Annotated in this window: 17 protein-coding genes and 1 pseudogene; 12 read left to right on the top strand and 6 right to left on the bottom strand. The window is 71.6% G+C overall.

The window, feature by feature from the left end; all coding sequences use genetic code 11:
• Window positions 1-149: 149 nt before the first annotated feature.
• On the bottom strand, window positions 150-1,145 hold the full coding sequence (locus tag AC59HU_RS12135; RefSeq protein ID WP_497223688.1) for a LacI family DNA-binding transcriptional regulator: 996 nt from the start codon (window positions 1,143-1,145) through the stop codon (window positions 150-152).
• A 160-nt stretch (window positions 1,146-1,305) separates the two neighbouring features.
• Between AC59HU_RS12135 and AC59HU_RS12130 the strand changes: the two genes are divergently transcribed.
• The 7 genes from AC59HU_RS12130 to AC59HU_RS12100 all read left to right on the top strand — a co-directional run bounded on the left by AC59HU_RS12130 (window position 1,306) and on the right by AC59HU_RS12100 (window position 7,224).
• The gene (locus AC59HU_RS12130; RefSeq protein WP_497223687.1) at window positions 1,306-2,406 is read left to right on the top strand and encodes a substrate-binding domain-containing protein; all 1,101 of its coding nucleotides are present in this window, start codon (window positions 1,306-1,308) and stop codon (window positions 2,404-2,406) included.
• A gap of 71 nt (window positions 2,407-2,477) precedes the next feature.
• Complete coding sequence (locus tag AC59HU_RS12125; protein WP_497223686.1) at window positions 2,478-3,524, top strand: ABC transporter permease; 1,047 nt, start codon at window positions 2,478-2,480, stop codon at window positions 3,522-3,524.
• Window positions 3,521-4,315 carry an ATP-binding cassette domain-containing protein gene (locus AC59HU_RS12120; protein ID WP_497223685.1) on the top strand — a complete coding sequence of 265 codons (795 nt, stop codon included), beginning with the start codon at window positions 3,521-3,523 and terminating at the stop codon, window positions 4,313-4,315. Before AC59HU_RS12125 ends, AC59HU_RS12120 begins: the two co-directional genes overlap by 4 nt.
• Window positions 4,312-4,605 (top strand): putative quinol monooxygenase, encoded by a 294-nt coding sequence (locus AC59HU_RS12115; RefSeq protein WP_497223684.1) that lies wholly within the window; start codon window positions 4,312-4,314, stop codon window positions 4,603-4,605. The genes AC59HU_RS12120 and AC59HU_RS12115 overlap by 4 nt, the downstream gene beginning before the upstream one ends.
• Before the next feature lie 182 nt (window positions 4,606-4,787).
• The gene (locus AC59HU_RS12110; RefSeq protein ID WP_497223683.1) at window positions 4,788-5,825 is read left to right on the top strand and encodes a carbohydrate kinase family protein; all 1,038 of its coding nucleotides are present in this window, start codon (window positions 4,788-4,790) and stop codon (window positions 5,823-5,825) included.
• 62 nt (window positions 5,826-5,887) lie between these two features.
• A complete protein-coding gene (locus AC59HU_RS12105) occupies window positions 5,888-6,364 on the top strand; it encodes a cupin domain-containing protein (RefSeq protein WP_497223682.1) in 477 nt (158 codons plus the stop codon).
• Window positions 6,365-6,441: 77 nt separating this feature from the next.
• Window positions 6,442-7,224, top strand: a complete 783-nt coding sequence (locus AC59HU_RS12100; protein ID WP_497223681.1) for an alpha/beta hydrolase family protein — start codon at window positions 6,442-6,444, stop codon at window positions 7,222-7,224.
• A 22-nt stretch (window positions 7,225-7,246) separates the two neighbouring features.
• Here AC59HU_RS12100 and AC59HU_RS12095 read toward each other — a convergent pair whose 3' ends face one another.
• Window positions 7,247-8,503 (bottom strand): hypothetical protein, encoded by a 1,257-nt coding sequence (locus AC59HU_RS12095; RefSeq protein WP_497223680.1) that lies wholly within the window; start codon window positions 8,501-8,503, stop codon window positions 7,247-7,249.
• Complete coding sequence (locus AC59HU_RS12090; RefSeq protein ID WP_497223679.1) at window positions 8,500-9,792, bottom strand: sensor histidine kinase; 1,293 nt, start codon at window positions 9,790-9,792, stop codon at window positions 8,500-8,502. The genes AC59HU_RS12095 and AC59HU_RS12090 overlap by 4 nt, the downstream gene beginning before the upstream one ends.
• 94 nt (window positions 9,793-9,886) lie before the next feature.
• Between AC59HU_RS12090 and AC59HU_RS12085 the strand changes: the two genes are divergently transcribed.
• The 3 genes from AC59HU_RS12085 (at window position 9,887) to AC59HU_RS12075 (ending at window position 13,195) form a co-directional block, all read left to right on the top strand.
• Window positions 9,887-10,582: a response regulator gene (locus tag AC59HU_RS12085; RefSeq protein WP_497223678.1), complete on the top strand. Its 696-nt coding sequence runs from the start codon at window positions 9,887-9,889 to the stop codon at window positions 10,580-10,582.
• A gap of 61 nt (window positions 10,583-10,643) precedes the next feature.
• Entirely contained in the window at window positions 10,644-12,557 is a 1,914-nt protein-coding gene (locus AC59HU_RS12080) for an LPXTG cell wall anchor domain-containing protein (RefSeq protein ID WP_497223677.1), read from the top strand.
• A gap of 134 nt (window positions 12,558-12,691) precedes the next feature.
• Window positions 12,692-13,195, top strand: coding sequence for a DinB family protein (locus AC59HU_RS12075; RefSeq protein ID WP_497223676.1), 504 nt, complete (start codon window positions 12,692-12,694; stop codon window positions 13,193-13,195).
• A gap of 539 nt (window positions 13,196-13,734) precedes the next feature.
• On the opposite strand, the gene AC59HU_RS12070 is transcribed toward AC59HU_RS12075, so the two are convergent.
• Complete coding sequence (locus AC59HU_RS12070; RefSeq protein ID WP_497223675.1) at window positions 13,735-14,319, bottom strand: helix-turn-helix domain-containing protein; 585 nt, start codon at window positions 14,317-14,319, stop codon at window positions 13,735-13,737.
• A 129-nt stretch (window positions 14,320-14,448) separates the two neighbouring features.
• Here AC59HU_RS12070 and AC59HU_RS12065 point away from each other — a divergent pair, with 129 nt between their 5' ends.
• Together AC59HU_RS12065 and AC59HU_RS12060 are read left to right on the top strand one after the other, a co-directional pair.
• A complete protein-coding gene (locus AC59HU_RS12065) occupies window positions 14,449-14,853 on the top strand; it encodes a VOC family protein (protein WP_497223674.1) in 405 nt (134 codons plus the stop codon).
• Between the two features lie 218 nt (window positions 14,854-15,071).
• Window positions 15,072-15,323: pseudogene (locus AC59HU_RS12060) on the top strand (winged helix-turn-helix transcriptional regulator); the annotation flags it as partial.
• A gap of 86 nt (window positions 15,324-15,409) precedes the next feature.
• Here AC59HU_RS12060 and AC59HU_RS12055 read toward each other — a convergent pair.
• Both AC59HU_RS12055 and AC59HU_RS12050 read right to left on the bottom strand, forming a co-directional pair.
• Window positions 15,410-15,649 carry a toxin gene (locus AC59HU_RS12055; RefSeq protein ID WP_497223673.1) on the bottom strand — a complete coding sequence of 80 codons (240 nt, stop codon included), beginning with the start codon at window positions 15,647-15,649 and terminating at the stop codon, window positions 15,410-15,412.
• Complete coding sequence (locus tag AC59HU_RS12050; RefSeq protein ID WP_497223672.1) at window positions 15,646-15,909, bottom strand: ribbon-helix-helix domain-containing protein; 264 nt, start codon at window positions 15,907-15,909, stop codon at window positions 15,646-15,648. Before AC59HU_RS12050 ends, AC59HU_RS12055 begins: the two co-directional genes overlap by 4 nt.
• Window positions 15,910-15,934: the final 25 nt, after the last annotated feature.

Here is a 15,934-nt window from a genome sequence, read left to right as displayed (position 1 = left end):
GGATGCGGATGGGGATTCTGGTGGTGCACGTGGACGCCCTTCGATGCGCGTGTCACGGGAGTGACATCGTTGTCGGTCTGGATGTCGGCGATGCTACGGACTGTCCACCGGACAATTCAAGGGGGTACTTCTCGGCGATCGGAAAATCGCTACGCGGGTCGGATCTCGCCCGATCCACGCTCGATCAGACGCGTCGGCACGATGAAATCCCGGGCCGGATCCGCGTCGCCGTCCAGGCGCGCGAAGATCTGACGGGCCGCGATGGCGCCGATCGCCGACGGGTCCTGGGCGATCACGGTGACCGCCGGCGACAGCAGTGAGGCCATCGGCACGTCGTCGAATCCGACCAGCGCCACCCGGTCCGACAGGCCGTGCGACCGGAGCGCGGTGATGGCCCCGATCGTGATCAGGTTCTGGGCGCTGAAGATCGCGGTGGGCGGGTCCTCCAGAGCGAGGAGCCGGTCGACGGCGACCTCGGCCTGAACCTCCTCGCCCAGGTTCTCGATCACCAGCCGGTCGTCGGGGGCGACTCCCCCGAGCCTCAGGGCCTCGAGGTAGCCGCGCTTGCGCTCCTTGGCGGTGTAGATGTGCTCGCTGTCGCCGAGGAAGGCGATCCGGCGGTGCCCGGCGCCCAGCAAATGGCTCGTCGCCCGCGCCGCACCCTCGAGATTGTCGGTCAGAACCGTGTCGGCGACCAAGCCGTTCGGCCTCCGGTCGACGAAGACGACCGGCATCCCCTGGTCGAGCTGGGGCCCGAGATAGGCCTGGCTGGGCTGGATCGTGGTGAGGATCAGGCCGTCGACGCGACGCCGCAGGAAGGCCTCGACCGAGGCCCGCTCGCGCTCGGGGTCGTCGTCGAGACTCGAGGCGAACACGGCCACGTGTCGATGCACGGCCGCATCCTCGACGGCCCGGTGCACGGCGGCCGAGAACGGGTTGGCCACGCTGCCGACCAGGAGGCCCAGGGTGTCGGTGCGCCGGTCGGCCCGGCGCAGGTTGCCGGCCTGCACGTCGGGCTGGTACTGCAGCTGCTCGGCGGCCTGCATGACCCGCGCGATCGTGTCGGCCGAGACGTGGCGCTCCTGGTTGATCACGCGGGAGACCGTCTTGACGCCCACCCCGGCGAGGTCGGCCACGTTCTTCATGGTCGGACGCTTCCGGGGCATCCCGGATCCCGATAACGATGTCATAACGCATACCCCGATCTTTTTTCAGGCTTGACTCTATCGGCCGCCGCCGTCTATACCTAGACACTGACATCGTTGTCGGAGACGACAGGTCTCCCGATTGCAGAAGAGGACTTCAATGAAGAATCGCACATCGACGACCGCCCGGCTGGGTAGCCTGGCCGCCATCGCCCTCGTCTCGTCCGTGGGTCTCGCCGCCTGTTCGAGCGGCAGCAGCAGCGGCGGCAGCACCGACTCCGCCTCGGGTGGAGACGTAGGCGTGACGCTCATCGTCAAGACGACCTCGAACCCGTTCTTCGTGGCCATGGAGGACGGCGCGAAGGCGGCCGCCGACAAGGCCGGCGTCAACCTCACCCTCGCCGCGGGCAAGGAGGACGGCGATGAGGACACCCAGATCCAGGCCATCGAGAACGCCATCTCGAAAGGCGACAAGGGCATCCTGATCACGCCGAACGGCCCCTCGGTGGTCGACGCGATCCAGAAGGCCCGGGATGCGGGGCTGTACGTGATCGCCCTCGACACCGCGCCCGACCCGGCCGACGCGGTCGACATCACCTTCGCCACCGACAACTTCACCGCCGGCGAGTCGATCGGCAAGTGGACCGCGGCGCAACTGGGCGGCAAGAAGGCGACCATCGCCCTGCTCGACCTCTTCGACGACAAGGTCGTCTCGGTCGACTACAACCGCGACCAGGGCTTCCTCACCGGACTCGGCATCGACACGGCCGACCCCGAGAAGAACGGCGACGAGGCGGCGACCGGCAAGTACAGCGACGGCGACTACGAGATCGTCGGCAACGAGGCCACCAACGGCGCCGAGGACGGCGGCCGCACCGCGATGGAGACCCTGCTGTCGAAGAACTCCGACATCAACGTCGTCTACACGATCAACGAGCCGGCGGCCTACGGCGCCTACCAGGCCCTCCAGGCCGCGGGCAAGGAGAAGGACGTGCTCCTGGTCTCGATCGACGGCGGCTGCGCCGGCGTCAAGAACGTCTCGGAGGGCGTCATCGGCGCCACCGCCCAGCAGTACCCGGTCAAGATGGCCGAGCTCGGCGTCGAGGCGATCGCGAAGCTCGCCACCGACGGCACGAAGCCCGAGACGAGCGCCGGCCTCGACTTCTACGACACCGGCTCGCAGCTGGTGACCGACACCCCCGTCACGGGCCTGGACAGCATCACCTCCCAGGCGGCGACCGACATCTGCTGGGGTGAGTGACCCCCGGCCGGAGGGCGCGTGATCGCGCCCTCCGGCCCCCTCCCGCCTCCCCCTTCCTCAGAAAGGCTCCCGTGAGCACCACGACACCGGCCCCGACGCCGCCGACCTCCTCGCTCGACCTCGCGTCCGAATTCCTCGACCGCCGCACCCCGCTCGACCGCGTCCGCGGTGTGCTGCACCGCTACCCGGCCGTCAGCCCGGCCGTGGTGCTGGTCGTCGCCATCATCGTCTTCGGCATCCTGAACGACCGCTTCCTCGCCCCCGCGAACCTCTCGCTGATCACCCAGCAGGTCGCCGTGGTCGGAACCCTGGCCGTGGCCCAGACCCTGATCATCCTGACCGCCGGCATCGACCTCTCGGTCGGAGCCGTGATGGTGCTCGCCTCGATGGTGATCGCCCAGACCGCCACCTCGAACGGGGTGCCGGCCGTGCTGGCGCTCGTGCTGGGGCTCGTCGTCGGCCTCGCCGCCGGCCTGTTCAACGGCCTGCTCGTGACGCGGCTCAAGCTGCCGCCGTTCATCGTGACGCTCGGCACGCTCAACATCTTCGTGGCGCTCACGCTGCTGTACTCGAGCGGCTCGACCGTGCGCGGCTCGGACATGCCGAGCCTCCTGCCGTGGACCGGGCAGACCTTCGACCTCTTCGGGGTGCGGGTGAGCTTCGGCGTCGTGATCATGCTCGTGCTCTACGTGATCGTCGCGTTCATCCTGGGCAAGACCGCCTGGGGCCGCCACGTCTACGCCGTCGGCGACGACAAGGAGGCCGCGCGCCTGGCCGGCATCAGCGTGAACCGCGTGCTGCTGAGCGTCTACCTCGCGGCCGGCGCCATCCTCGCGATCGGCGCCTGGATCCAGATCGGCCGCAGCAACGCGGCGAGCCCGAACGCCGGAGCCGACCTCAACCTCGACTCCATCACCGCCGTCGTGATCGGCGGCACCAGCCTCTTCGGCGGCCGCGGCACGGTGTGGGGCACGCTGCTCGGCGCCCTGATCGTGGGAGTCTTCCGAAACGGACTCTCGCTCGCCGGGCTCGACGTGCTCTACCAGACCCTGGCCGTCGGCATCCTGATCATCGTGGCCGTCTCGGTCGACCAGTGGATCCGAAAGGTACGCAAGTGACTCTCACCGACAGCACCATCCCCGAAGCCCCGACCCGCACGCCGGTGCTGCAGGCCAAGCGCCTCGTGAAGACCTTCGGCCGCGTGGTCGGCCTCGACGGGGTGAGCCTCGAGCTCTACCCCGGCGAGGTGCTCGCGATCATCGGCGACAACGGCGCCGGCAAGTCGACGCTGATCAAGTGCCTGACCGGGGCCGAGATCCCCGACGAGGGCGAACTGTTCCTCGACGGCAAGCCGGTGTCGTTCAAGCGGCCTCAGGATGCACGGGGCGCCGGCATCGAGACGGTCTACCAGAACCTCGCGGTCTCGCCCGCGCTGGACGTGGCCTCGAACCTCTACCTCGGTCGCGAGAAGCGGCGGCCCGGCATCCTGGGCTCCGTGTTCCGGATGCTGGACACCAACGGCATGAGGAAGGCGGCGAAGGACGAACTCACCACCCTCGGCATCTCGACGCTGCAAGACGTGACCGTGCCGGTCGAGAACCTCTCCGGCGGTCAGCGTCAGGCGGTCGCCGTGGCCCGCGCCGCCGCGTTCGGGTCGAAGGTCGTCGTGCTCGACGAGCCCACGGCCGCGCTCGGGGTGCGGGAGTCGAACCAGGTGCTCGAACTCATCCGCAACCTGCGCGACCGCGGTGTGCCGGTCATCCTGATCAGTCACAACATGCCGCACGTGTTCGACGTCGCCGACCGCATCCACATCCAGCGCCTCGGCAAGCGGGCCGCGACGATCACGCCGCAGTCGCACTCGATGACGGATGCGGTGGCGATCATGACGGGAGCGGCGACGGCATGAAGGTGCTCTACGCCGAGTTCACGGCGCTCCCTGGCGAAGAGGGGACCGTGGCCGCGCTGCTGGCCGACCTCGCCGTGCAGGTGCGGGCCGAGCCCGGCTGCCTCGAGTTCGCCCCGGCGCAGGTGACGTCGCAGCCGTCGCGGTTCTTCGTCTACGAGGTGTATCGCGACGAGGAGGCCTTCGCGGCGCACATCGGGGCCGAGTACGGGGCCGAGTTCAATGCCCGACTCGGGCCGTTGATCGTCGAGGACGGGTCGCAGTTGACCTGGCTGACGCCGCTCGGGGGCTGAGCGGGCGGGTGCACCTCGCGGCTGTGTCGCCCGATTGCACCCCCGCCGTGCCGCCCGGGTGCGCCGCCCGGGTGCGCCGCCCGGCCCGACACCCTCCCGATTCACCGGATCCCGACGGCCCTGCCCGCAGCCTCACCGCTCGGGCGGGGCCGTCCTCCAATTCCAGCCCGAAAGGCCTCCCCGTGTCCCACTCCCCCACCTCCGTCGTCGCGATCGGCGAGTCGCTGATCGACGTCGTGCGGCACCCGGGCGCCGCGCCGGTCGAACATCCGGGCGGCTCGCCCATGAACATCGCCTACGGGCTCGGCCGGCTCGGCCGCCCCGTGACCCTGGTCACCCGCATCGGTACGGATGCGCGCGGCGACGCGATCGCCTGCCATCTCCACGCGGCCGGCGTCGAGCTCGCGCCGGGATCCCGCCACCCCGAGGCGACCTCGACCGCGACCGCCCGGCTCGCGGCCGACGGGTCGGCCGACTACTCCTTCGACCTGCGCTGGTCGCTTCCGGCCGGGCTGTCCGCGGCGGATCCCGTCCTGGCCTCCGCCGGCATCGTGCACTCCGGATCGATCGCGGCCTTCCTCGAACCCGGCGGTTCGGCGGTCGCCCGACTGCTGGGCTCGCTCGCCCACCCGGCCACCGGGTCGCCCGCGCCGCTGATCACGCTCGACCCGAACGTCCGCCCGTCGATCGTGCCCTCGCACGACCGGGTGCTGGCGCGCTTCGAGGAGCTCGCCGGCTCGGCCGCGGTGGTGAAGCTCAGCGACGAGGATGCGGCGTGGCTGTTCGACGGGGCCGATCCGGACGAGGCGGCCGACCGCATCCTGCGCCTGGGCCCCGCCCTCGTGGCGGTGACCCGCGGGGGCGAGGGCGCACTGATGGCCACCGCGTCGGCGCGACTGTCGGTGCCCGGGGTGCCGGTCGCGGTCGCCGACACGATCGGCGCCGGCGACTCGTTCATGAGCGCGTTGATCGACCGGCTGGCGGCGCTGCTGGATGCGGGCCTGCCCGTCGAGTCGCTGCGCACCGGGGCCGCCCTCGACCCGACGGTGCTCGCCGGGATCGGCGACTTCGCCGTCCGTGCCGCGGCCATCACCGTGTCGCGGCCGGGGGCCAACCCGCCCACCCGGGCCGAGTTGGGGCCGCGGCTCGTGGGCGAGGGGACGGGTGCGGGGTCGGGCTCGGGGTCGGGCTCCGTGGTGTCGGCTTCGTCGCACCGCTAGGCAAGCCCCCGCCGCCTCGGGCACACTGGCACCACCACACCCGATACCCGAGGAGTTCGACGGTGAACACTGAAGAGATCATCCTGGGCGACCTTCCCGCGGGCATCGTCCGCGCCGACGAGGCCTTCAACGGCCGCGTCTGGAACGTGCTCGGCCACACCTACACGACCAAGATCGAGAGCGCGAGCACGTACTCCTGGCTCTCGTACGACCCGGCGGGCACCGGGGTGCCGCCGCACGTGCATCCGACGCAGGACGAGTTCATCTACGTCTTCGAGGGCGTCTACACGCTCTATCTCGACGGGCAGTGGACCACGGCCGGCCCCGGCGACCTCGTGCAGATGCCTCGCAACCTGCCGCACGCCTACTACAACAAGCAGGAGACGGATGCGAAGTCGCTGTTCTGGGTGAGCCCGGGCGGCAAGCTGGCCAACCTGTTCAGCCTGCTGCACAACGTCACCGACCCGGAGGAGGTCGTGCGGCTGTCGGCCGCGAACGGCGTCGACTTCTTGGCGCCCGGCAGCGTCGAGGGGGCGTGACGACGCCGGGCGAGCCGGGCCGGGCTTCCGCTGGGCAGGCTTCCGCTGGGCAGGCCGAGGCTGCGCCGGTTGAGGCTGTGCCGGTTGCGGGCGGGAAGGGCGAGGCGCCTGCGTCGGACACCCGTCCGTACGGCTCGCACGCCGACCAGTGGATCGAGTGGTCCGCTCCGGATGCGCCGTCGCGCGGCACCGTGGTGCTGATCCACGGCGGGTACTGGCGGGCGCCGTTCACGGCCGAGCTGATGCATCCGCTCGTGCCCGCGTTCACGGCGCGCGGCTGGACGGTGGCGAACGTGGAGTACCGCCGTGGTGCGGCCGGCTGGCCGGCGATGCGCGACGACCTCGCGTCGGCCCTGGCCGCGGTGCGGGCGGCGAGCCCGGATGCGCGGCTCGCGATCGTGGGGCACTCCGTCGGCGGCCAGCTGGCACTGCTCGGCGGCGCGGAGGACGACGCGGTGGGCGATGCGGTGGTGGCGCTGACGCCGGTCACGGATCTCGTGCGCGCCTACCGCGAGGGCAGCGGCGACGGTGCGGCGGCCGAGTTCTTCGGCGGCGGCCCCGACGAGCTGCCCGAGGTCTACGCGTCGGCCTCACCGCTGGCGCAGCTGCCGTCGCGCGCCGAGGTGCTGGTCGTCCACGGTCACGACGACGAGCGCGTGCCCTTCGCCCACGGCCGCGACTACGTCGCCGCCGCCCGGGCGGCAGGTGCGGCGGCGGGCGCGGCGGATTCGGCCGTGATCCTGCTCGAGCTGCCGCACCTCGCCCACCGTGCCGCGATCGACCCGGATGCGCCGCACTGGCCCGCCGTGCACGCCTGGCTCGACCGCTGGCGCGGCAGCGGCGAGCGGCCCGGCGGCTGACGTCGCGAGCGGGACCGAGTCGTCAGCCCATCCGCACCACGACCCGCGCACGGTCGCGACCGAGCTCGACCGTGTACCGGCCGAGTCGCGCGAAGACGGGCCACGCGGCGGGGTCGACGGGGCGGCGGCGCGTACCGGAGAGCGAGAACGCGACGACCATCGGCGGGTCGATCGGCGCATCCGCCCCGCCGCCTGACCTCGAACCGGACGCGGCGGCCGCCGAACGGGACGCGGCGGCCGCCGAACGGGACGAGGCCGCCCCCGGCCCCGCCGGCACCAGCTCGACGTCGAGCACGACCCCGCCGGCCGGCGCCGCGGCCACGCACAACCAGATCGCGGCGAGCAGGTCGCGCCGCGAGGCCGGGCGCAGGCGGGCCGCGAGCGCCGCGGGGTCGACGATCGACACGGTGCGGCCGAGGTGCTCGGACTCGGCGACGGCGATCTGCAGCCAGCTCTGCTCGTGGTCGGTGAGCAGCGCGAAGCGGAGCTCGCCGCCCAGGCGCTCCGCATGGGCGGCCGTCGCGGAGTCGATGACGCTGCCCTCCGGGGCCGTCGCCACCTCCGCGAGCAACCGCTCGGCCTCGCCGTCGAGTCGCCGCAGTTCGGAGGCGGCGGTGATGCTGTGTCCGAGCGCGGGCGCGGTCACGAACGACTCCGTGACCGCCTGGTCGATCCGGCGGCCGAGACGCCGGTCGGCGACGTGGATCATGGTGATCCCGGCCACGGCGGGCGTGAGGCCGAGGAGGAGACCGGTCACACCGGCCGAGAGGCTCGCGGGATCCAGCAGCCAGCCGGCGTACACGACCGCGCCCCCGCCGACGGCCAGCACGATCGCCCCGACGACGCTGCGGCGCAGCGGCTGCACGGGAAGGCAGGCCAGGAGGCACGCGCCGAACCCGATCGTCGCTGTGGGATAGAGCGGTCCCCAGTCGCTGAGCGCGAAGGCGGCGAGATCGAGAACGGTCGCGATCACCCCCGCGACCGGGACGAGCACCGAGAACCGCCCCGGGATGACGCCCCCGCTCGAGCGCGCCACGACGAGCGAGAGCACGAAGACGATGCCGAGCAGCACCCAGGCCGCGATCGAGAGCGGGCGCCCGCCCGACCAGGCCAGCGACGCGAGACCGCGCACGAACACGAAGCCGCCGAGCACGGCGAACCCCGCGGCGAGGTAGCCAGCGCTGAGGGCCCGATCCTGCCGCAGGCGCGTGCGGACCCGCCCATCGGCCTCCCCGAGCGCGAAGCCGACCGCGACGGCCGGCGGCGTGCGTGCGGTCACCGCGGTACCTCCAGGAGCACCGTCGTCCCGCGACCGGGCGACGAGAAGACGCGCGCCGAGCCGCCCACCGAGCGCACCCGCATCTCGACCGACTCGGCCAGCCCCAGCCGGCCCGCCGGTACCGCCTCGCGGTCGAATCCGACGCCGGTGTCGGTCACCACCGCACGCACCGAATCCGGCTGGTGGCTCACCGTGACCTCGGCGTCGGTGCGACCGGAGTGCCGCCGCACGTTCTCGAGGCACTCGCTCACCGCACCTCGCAGCGCCTCGGCGGCGGGCGCCGTGCTCCGGATGCGGTCGTCGCCGTACCAGGTGATCGTGATGCCGCGGAAACCGGCCCAGGCGTCGATCGCGCTGCGGAAGGCATGCCCGGGCGCACGCGGTGCGTCGCCGTCGCCGTCAGGGTCGCCGCCCAAGTGGCCGCCCGGGTGGCCGCCCGCATCCGCCCGGCCGTCCGCGGACGGATGCGCATCCGTCGGGCCGGGGGCGCGCTCGGCCACGACACCCCGGGTGCGCAGGCGTTCGAGCAGCCCGCGGTCGGCCGCGGCCTGCGACCGGAGGAGTTCGGGCGCGACGCCGGAGCCCTCGTGCGCGATCACCCCGAGGGTCGACAGCACGGTGTCGTGCATCACCCGGGCGCCGTAGCGCAGGTTGGCCTCCGCCTCCGTCGCGGCCCGCTCGGCGGCGTAGCCCTGCCTCAGCCGGGACAGCCCGTCGTCGGTCTTGCGTGCACTCCGCAGGAGCCAGAGGCCCGCCAACGTGAGCGCCGCCCAGCCGGCGATGATCGCCAGCACGACGAAGACGGCACGCCCGGTCGCCGCCGTGGCGAGCGCCGCGAGAACCGCCACGGGGATGCCTGCGCCGACACCGAGGGCGGTCAGGCCGGGCCACCGCGAGAGCCGCGGCCCGCGCAGCGCGACGACCGCGGGGATGAGCGAGGTGATCGCGAGCGAGGAGACGGTCGTCACCGTCGCGAGCGCCGACGGCAGGTCGTCGCCGTGACCGGTCAGCAGCAGCGCGCCCATCGCTGCGAGCCCTCCGCAGTAGGCCACGCCGATCCCGAGCAGGGTGCCGCGCGTGCCCACCAGGGCGAAGCCGCCCAGCATCGCCAGCAGCGCGATCACGGTCGGCAGCGCGGTCATCAGACGCGTCGGCTCGGGCACCAGGAGATTCAGCAGCGCGGAGACCGTGAACACGATCCCCAACGGTCGTGCGGCGACGACTCCGAGCGGGAAGCGCTCTCCGGTCGGCACCCGGCCCGTCCCGCCGGTGCCGGAACGGGAAGCCATCAGAGAAAGATATCCCGGTGCCCGCATCGCGGCACCGGGTGTTCACCCGATCGGGGGAATCCGCGTCGCCCGCGGACGTGTCAGAGTGGCGACCATGGCCACCGCATCCACCCGTCTCGCCATCGTCGACGACCATCGGATGCTGCTGACGGCTCTCAGCACCTGGATCCGGAGCGCGGCCGACGACATCGACCTCGTCGCGAGCGTCTCGACCTGGCCCGACCTGCTCGCGCATCCCGGTTTCCCGGTGGACGTGGTGCTGCTGGACCTCGACCTGCGTGATGACCTGCCGATCTCGGTGAAGCTCCGGGCGCTGGACACGGTGGGGGTGCGGACGGTCGTGATGAGCTCCTACTCGGAGCCGGCCGTCGTCGCGCAGGCGATGGCCTCGGGCGCGATGGGGTACATCGTCAAGAGCGAACGGGCGACCACGATCGTCGAGGCGATCCGGGCGGCGATGGCGGGCGAGCGCTTCGTGTCGGAGGGGCTGCGCGCGGCCGCCGAGACCGATCCGACGACCCCGGCGCTCTCGCCGCAGGAGCGGCGGGTGCTCGCGCTCTTCGCCGCCGGGGAGCCGATCAAGCGCATCGCGACCATCCTCCACATCTCGCACGAGACGGCGAAGTCGCACCTGCGACGCATCCGCTCGAAGTACCGGGTGATGGGGATCGACGTCGGCACGCAGCTCGGGCTGCGCGACGAGGCCATCCGCAGCGGGCTGATCCTGCTCGCCGAGCAGGCCCCGGGCACGGCTCCCGCCCCCGACGCGCTCGATCACGCCAGGGGATAGTCGGGACAATTGCCCTCAACGGGGGCGAGACCCGGGTGCGGGCGGCTGTCACGCTGAGCCCATGTCCCCGACTCCGCCCTCCCGGCCCCTCCCTGCCCGTCTCCGGATCGCCGCCGCCGCCGCCCTCGTGCCCGCGCTCACGATCTCCGCACTCCTGTTCTCCCCCGCCGTCGCCCAGGCGGCGGACGGCGGGGTGACCGACGACGGCACCGTCGCCGTCGCGGCCACCGACGCCGATCCCTCCGCCGTCGGGGCCGTCGGAACCGGGATCTCGCTCGAGTCGAAGGCCGACGCGAGCACCACGGCCGCGTTCGGCCCCGTGACCTTCGCGCCGACGACGATCGGCACCTTCCGGATCCAGGACACCCAGGGCGGCGGCTGTCTCACCCCGCCCGCCGAGGACGGCATGGCCATCGATCACTTCGTCTCGACCCGGGCCTGCGACGGCGCCGGGAGCCAGTACCAGGACTGGGCGCTCGTGCCCGCCAGCACGACCCCGAACGCGAATGCGAACACCAGCGCCGACGAGCACTACTTCTATCTGCTGGCGCCGTCGCAGAGCATGGGCGACCACGTGTTCCGCACCTGCCTCGAGCGCGATACCACCCTGTTCATCGGCGCGCTCGTCACGGCGCCGTGCGACACGAGCAAGGACAACCAGAAGTTCCGCGTGAAGAACGACACTCCGGACCCGCGGGGCTTCGCGCTGGAGTGGCAGAACGCTCTCAACCTCGCGATCACCTACGCCACGTCGAAGTGCGCCACCACGGCCACCGACTGCAGCGTGTCGCCCTCGACCGGCGCCTACGCCGGCCAGTGGTTCCGCTCCGACGACCCGAACATCAGCACGCTCGGCACGCTCTCGAAGCAGGCCATGGGATGCGGCGTGCCGACCTCCGGAAGCGCGAAGCTGCAGAACGTCACCGAGAACCCGATGACGCTGACGGTGTCGACCAACCAGTCCCTCACCAACACGGTCTCCGTGGCCAACACCTACGCCGTGACCGTCGGAGGCGAGGCGTCCTTCGGGGTCAAAGACATCTGGGGCGTCAAGCTCGCGGGGAGCTTCACGTACAACAACCAGACGGTCACCACGAACAGCTCGACGCAGTCGGTCTCCGATTCGAAGTCGAGCACGGTGCAGCCCACGCGCTGGATCATGGGCACCTGGATCCAGCAGACCTACACCCTGGCGGGCACCTGGCGTCTGGGCCAGACCATCCCGGCCACCCCGGCCGGCGGCCTCACCTGGACCATCCCGGCCTCGAGCTCGCACCCGGTGTCGGTGAACGGAAGCCCGTACGCCACCTACGCGGCGGTCACCTCGCACTTCGAGAAGGACTGCACGGCGGGCCCCTCGTCGACGATCGGCACCGGAGCGACCGACAAGCCGGCCCCGACGCTGGATCCCACGAAGTGCGGCACGGCGATCTCCGCGGGCCAGACGGCCGCGGTCGGCACTGTGGTGACCGCCTGCACGGGGCGCTGGAACATCCCCACCGGACAGGGCAGCAGCGACCCGCACTACGTCTACCAGTGGTACCTCAAGGCCGGTGGTCAGGGTGCGTTCACGCCGATCCCGAGCGCGACCGACAGCACCTTCACCGTCGACCAGGCGACTCTCGGTGCGACTCCCCTCTTCCTCGGCGTCTCGGTGCAGGAGCTCGGCAACGCTCAGCGACTGGACTCCGACGAGGTGATCTCGGCGATCACGGTGACGCTGCCCAAGGCCGCCACGGTCGGCGGAGCGGAGGCGGAGGGGACGCCGTCGGCGGTGGGTGGCTCGACGGATCCCGCGGCTGCGGCCGCGGCAGCTGCTGCGGCTGGTGCTGGTGCTGGTGGCGCCGGCCACCGGTCGACGCTGGCGGCCACCGGGGCGGATACTTCCGGCTCCCTCTCGGGCGTTCTCTCCGCGGCCGGCCTGCTCGCGGCGGGAGCCCTCGTGCTCATCCGCCGCCGCCGCACGGCGCGGTGAGCGCGGCCCGGTGAGCACGGCCCGGTGAGCTGAGCCGCGTTGCGGCTGAGCGGCTGAGCGGCTGAGCGGCTGAGCGCATCCTGTCACGGGGTTGACGGGGTGCGCTCCCGGGCCGGCTCGGGCAGACTCGACCCATGGCACGCACGGATCTCCCCAAGGACTGGGACGAACGAACGACCCTGCTGACGATGCTCCAGTACACGCGCGACACCGCTGTCGAGAAGGCGACGGGTCTCACGGATGCGCAGGCCGCCGCCACCCCGATCGCCACCTCGCCGCTGATGAGCGTCGGCGCCGTGCTCAACCACATGCGCTGGGTCGAGCACTCCTGGATCGAGAACCGCTTCGTCGGCGGCCCCGACCTCGGGCCGTGGACCGACGAGTCGCCCGACCAGGAGTTCATCGACGGTTCGGTGCTGCCGCTGCAGACCGTGATCGACGGCTACCGCGCGCAGGCGGCCGCCACCGACGCGCTCGTGGCGGGCCTCCAGCTCGACGACTGCTCGGAGGTCCCGCTGCGGTCCGGTGAGCATCCGACCCTGCGCTGGGTCATCCTCCACCTGATCGAGGAGAACGCCCGCCACAACGGCCACCTCGACCTCCTCCGCGAGCTCGCCGACGGCACCACCGGCGACTGACCCCGCTCGCGCATCCTGCTCGCTTCGAGCCCTCGCTCAGGATGCGCGGTGGCGCCCTAGAACGTGGGGCGGTCGAGCGCGCCGACCACGAACGGGCATCGACGCCGCACAGGCCGAGAAGCAGGCGGATGTCCCGCGTGTCACGTCCCGGCCTGTTGGCCCGGAGCTTCATGGCGAGCAGAGCATCCTTCGACGCCACCTGGATGAGGATGCCATCCCGGTCGCGGATCGTCTCCCATTAGAGTTCGCGGCCAAGAGTCGGGAGCGCGTCGGCGTTGGCGACGTCGAAGTTCAGCCACGCCGGGTTCCAGTCCCGGCGCCGAGCGACTCGGGCCGCGGCCGCCGCCACGTCGGCATCGCTGCGGAGCGGATGTGGAGCGAGTCGAGATCTTGCGTCGTCCCGCGATCGAAGTAGCGGAGGGCCAGCGCCGCCCCGCCCACGAGTCAGATCCCCGCGACCTGGTCGGTGGCGCGGAGCTCGGCGATGAGCTCGCGGAGGCCCGTGATGATGTCGTCGCGACCGAGAGCGGTGGGCACGGTCAGACGCTCGCGAAGGTGCCGCGCCAAGCAAGGACGCCTCGTCGGGCGAACTCGTCGGGCACCTCGGCCCGAGGCGGCACGGGGTCGGCCGGATCGATTTCCAGTACTCGCGGCTCGGCCAGGAATCTATCCCGCTGATCGACCCACGCGGGCACCGGGATACCCTCGTCCCCCAGCCGCCACGCCACGAGCCCCGCGATCGCCGCATCCCAGACGCGATCGCCGGTCGACTCGGGCTCAGCAAGTCCGAGCACTCCTCGGACGAGTCCGTGCTCGGCGAGCAGGTCGTCGTTCAACTGGAGCAGCGCCCGCAGGGCCCGATCCCGATCGCTTCCGCGGAGGCGCTTGCGGATCTCCGCGGCCGCCGTCGCGGCGTCGTCGCGACGGGTGGGCGCCGAGTAGAGCCGATGGCCGGCCCCGGCGAGCAGGCGATCCACGGTGCTGAAGCCCGCATCACGGCCGTGTTCAGACCGCGAGACGCTCCCCTGGTCGATCTGGGCGCGCTCAGCGAGTTGTTCCTGGGTGAGCCGTCGGCTTCGGCGGGCGGCGCGGATGAGGGTCGATGCGTCGACGACGGGGATCACCTCCTACAAATATGTTTTCTAAGCCATACTTGCAAGCGGTTAGCGCGGTTGGACGCCCCGAGGCAGCCGAAGAGACTGCTTTCATCTCACCCCTTGACGCCGCACTTCACTTTTGGAAGTATCACCCGCATGAGCCTTTTCATCTCCTGCCCCGTCGCCGACGTCGAGCGCACCACCGCCTTCTACACCGCCCTCGGGTGGACCCTCAACCCCGAGATGTCCGACCACAACGTCTCGTGCTTCGCGATCGCTCCCGAGCAGTACCTCATGCTCAGCAGCCGCGAGATGTACGCGAGCGTGGGCGGCGTCGAAGAACTCATCGGCGGCCCCGACACCCCGTCGAAGGTGACGGTCTCGTTCGACCTCGACAGCCGCGAGGCGGTCGACGAGCTGATCGAGCGGGCCGGCGCCGCCGGGGGTCGCGTCGGCGACACCGACGACTACCCCTTCATGTACCAGCGCCAGTTCGACGACCCCGACGGCTACCACTACTCCCCGTTCTGGATGAAGCCGGAGGCCGAGCCCGCCGCGTGAGCGCCCCGTCGTCGCCCGGTCGCGGCCCCCTCGATCCGCCCGGTCGCGATCCGGTCGAACCGCAGGGTCGCGATCCGATCGAGTCGCCCGGTCCCGCACCATCCGATCGGACGCTGCTCGCCCCCGCGCCGCCCGACCACGCACCGTTCGATCGCGCTCAGTCCGATCCGGATGCGCCGGGTCACCCTGCATCCCGCGACCTCGCGGCCGCGCTCGACCTGGTCGGGGCGCGCTGGGCGCTGCTGATCGTCGAGCGCCTGCTCGACGGCCCGCAACGCTACGGCGACCTGCAGCGCGACCTCGCGCTCGGAACCAACATCCTGGCCACCCGCCTGCGCGAACTCGAGGAGACGGGCATCCTCGTGCGCCTCCCGCTCAAGCACAACACCCGCGCCTACGCGCTGACCGCCCGCGGTCAATCCCTGCGCGACGCCATCGTCGCCCTCGGCCGCTGGGGCGCGGATGCTCCCCCACCAGCCGACCCGCCCGCATCCGCCGACGCGCCCGCACCCGCACCGGGCGACGCGGCTAGACCGCCAACCTTGCGCAGCGAAGGCTAAGGCAGCAGGTCGAGCGTCTGAGGCCGAGCCTTCATCGAATGGATGATCAACTCGTTCCCACTATCGAACCGCAGCACCACCAGTTCGAGGAGACGACCACCCGAGTCGAAGCCGAGCCTGAGTTGACGAGCCGGGCTGTCTTCATCCAGATCCTCGACCCACAGCGGCCAGGTGGCAGCCTGTATCGAATCGTCGGGTTCGACCCCGTGCTTCAACGCCGAGGGGTGAACCTTCATGCAGCCGACGCGGCCAGAGCCTCGCGAACGACCTCTGACCGCGACTTCTGCTCGCGGGCCGCGCGTTCATCGATGGCAGCGAGCTCCTCGGCGGTCAGGCGGATCGCAACGACCTGCGTCGGCTCGGCGCCGCGACCAGGCCGACCACGCCCGCGCTTCTTGAGCGCCGGTACGTCGTACCCCGCCTCGGCTTCCCCCGCCCACGCCTCGATCTGCTCCTCGGTGACGGGAACACCGTTGATCGTCTCGCGCTCATTCATGGAAGTATCGTAATACGAAATCGCC

Source organism: Herbiconiux sp. 320_LB (assembly GCF_059691755.1).
This window is presented reverse-complemented; position numbering and strand designations above follow the sequence as displayed.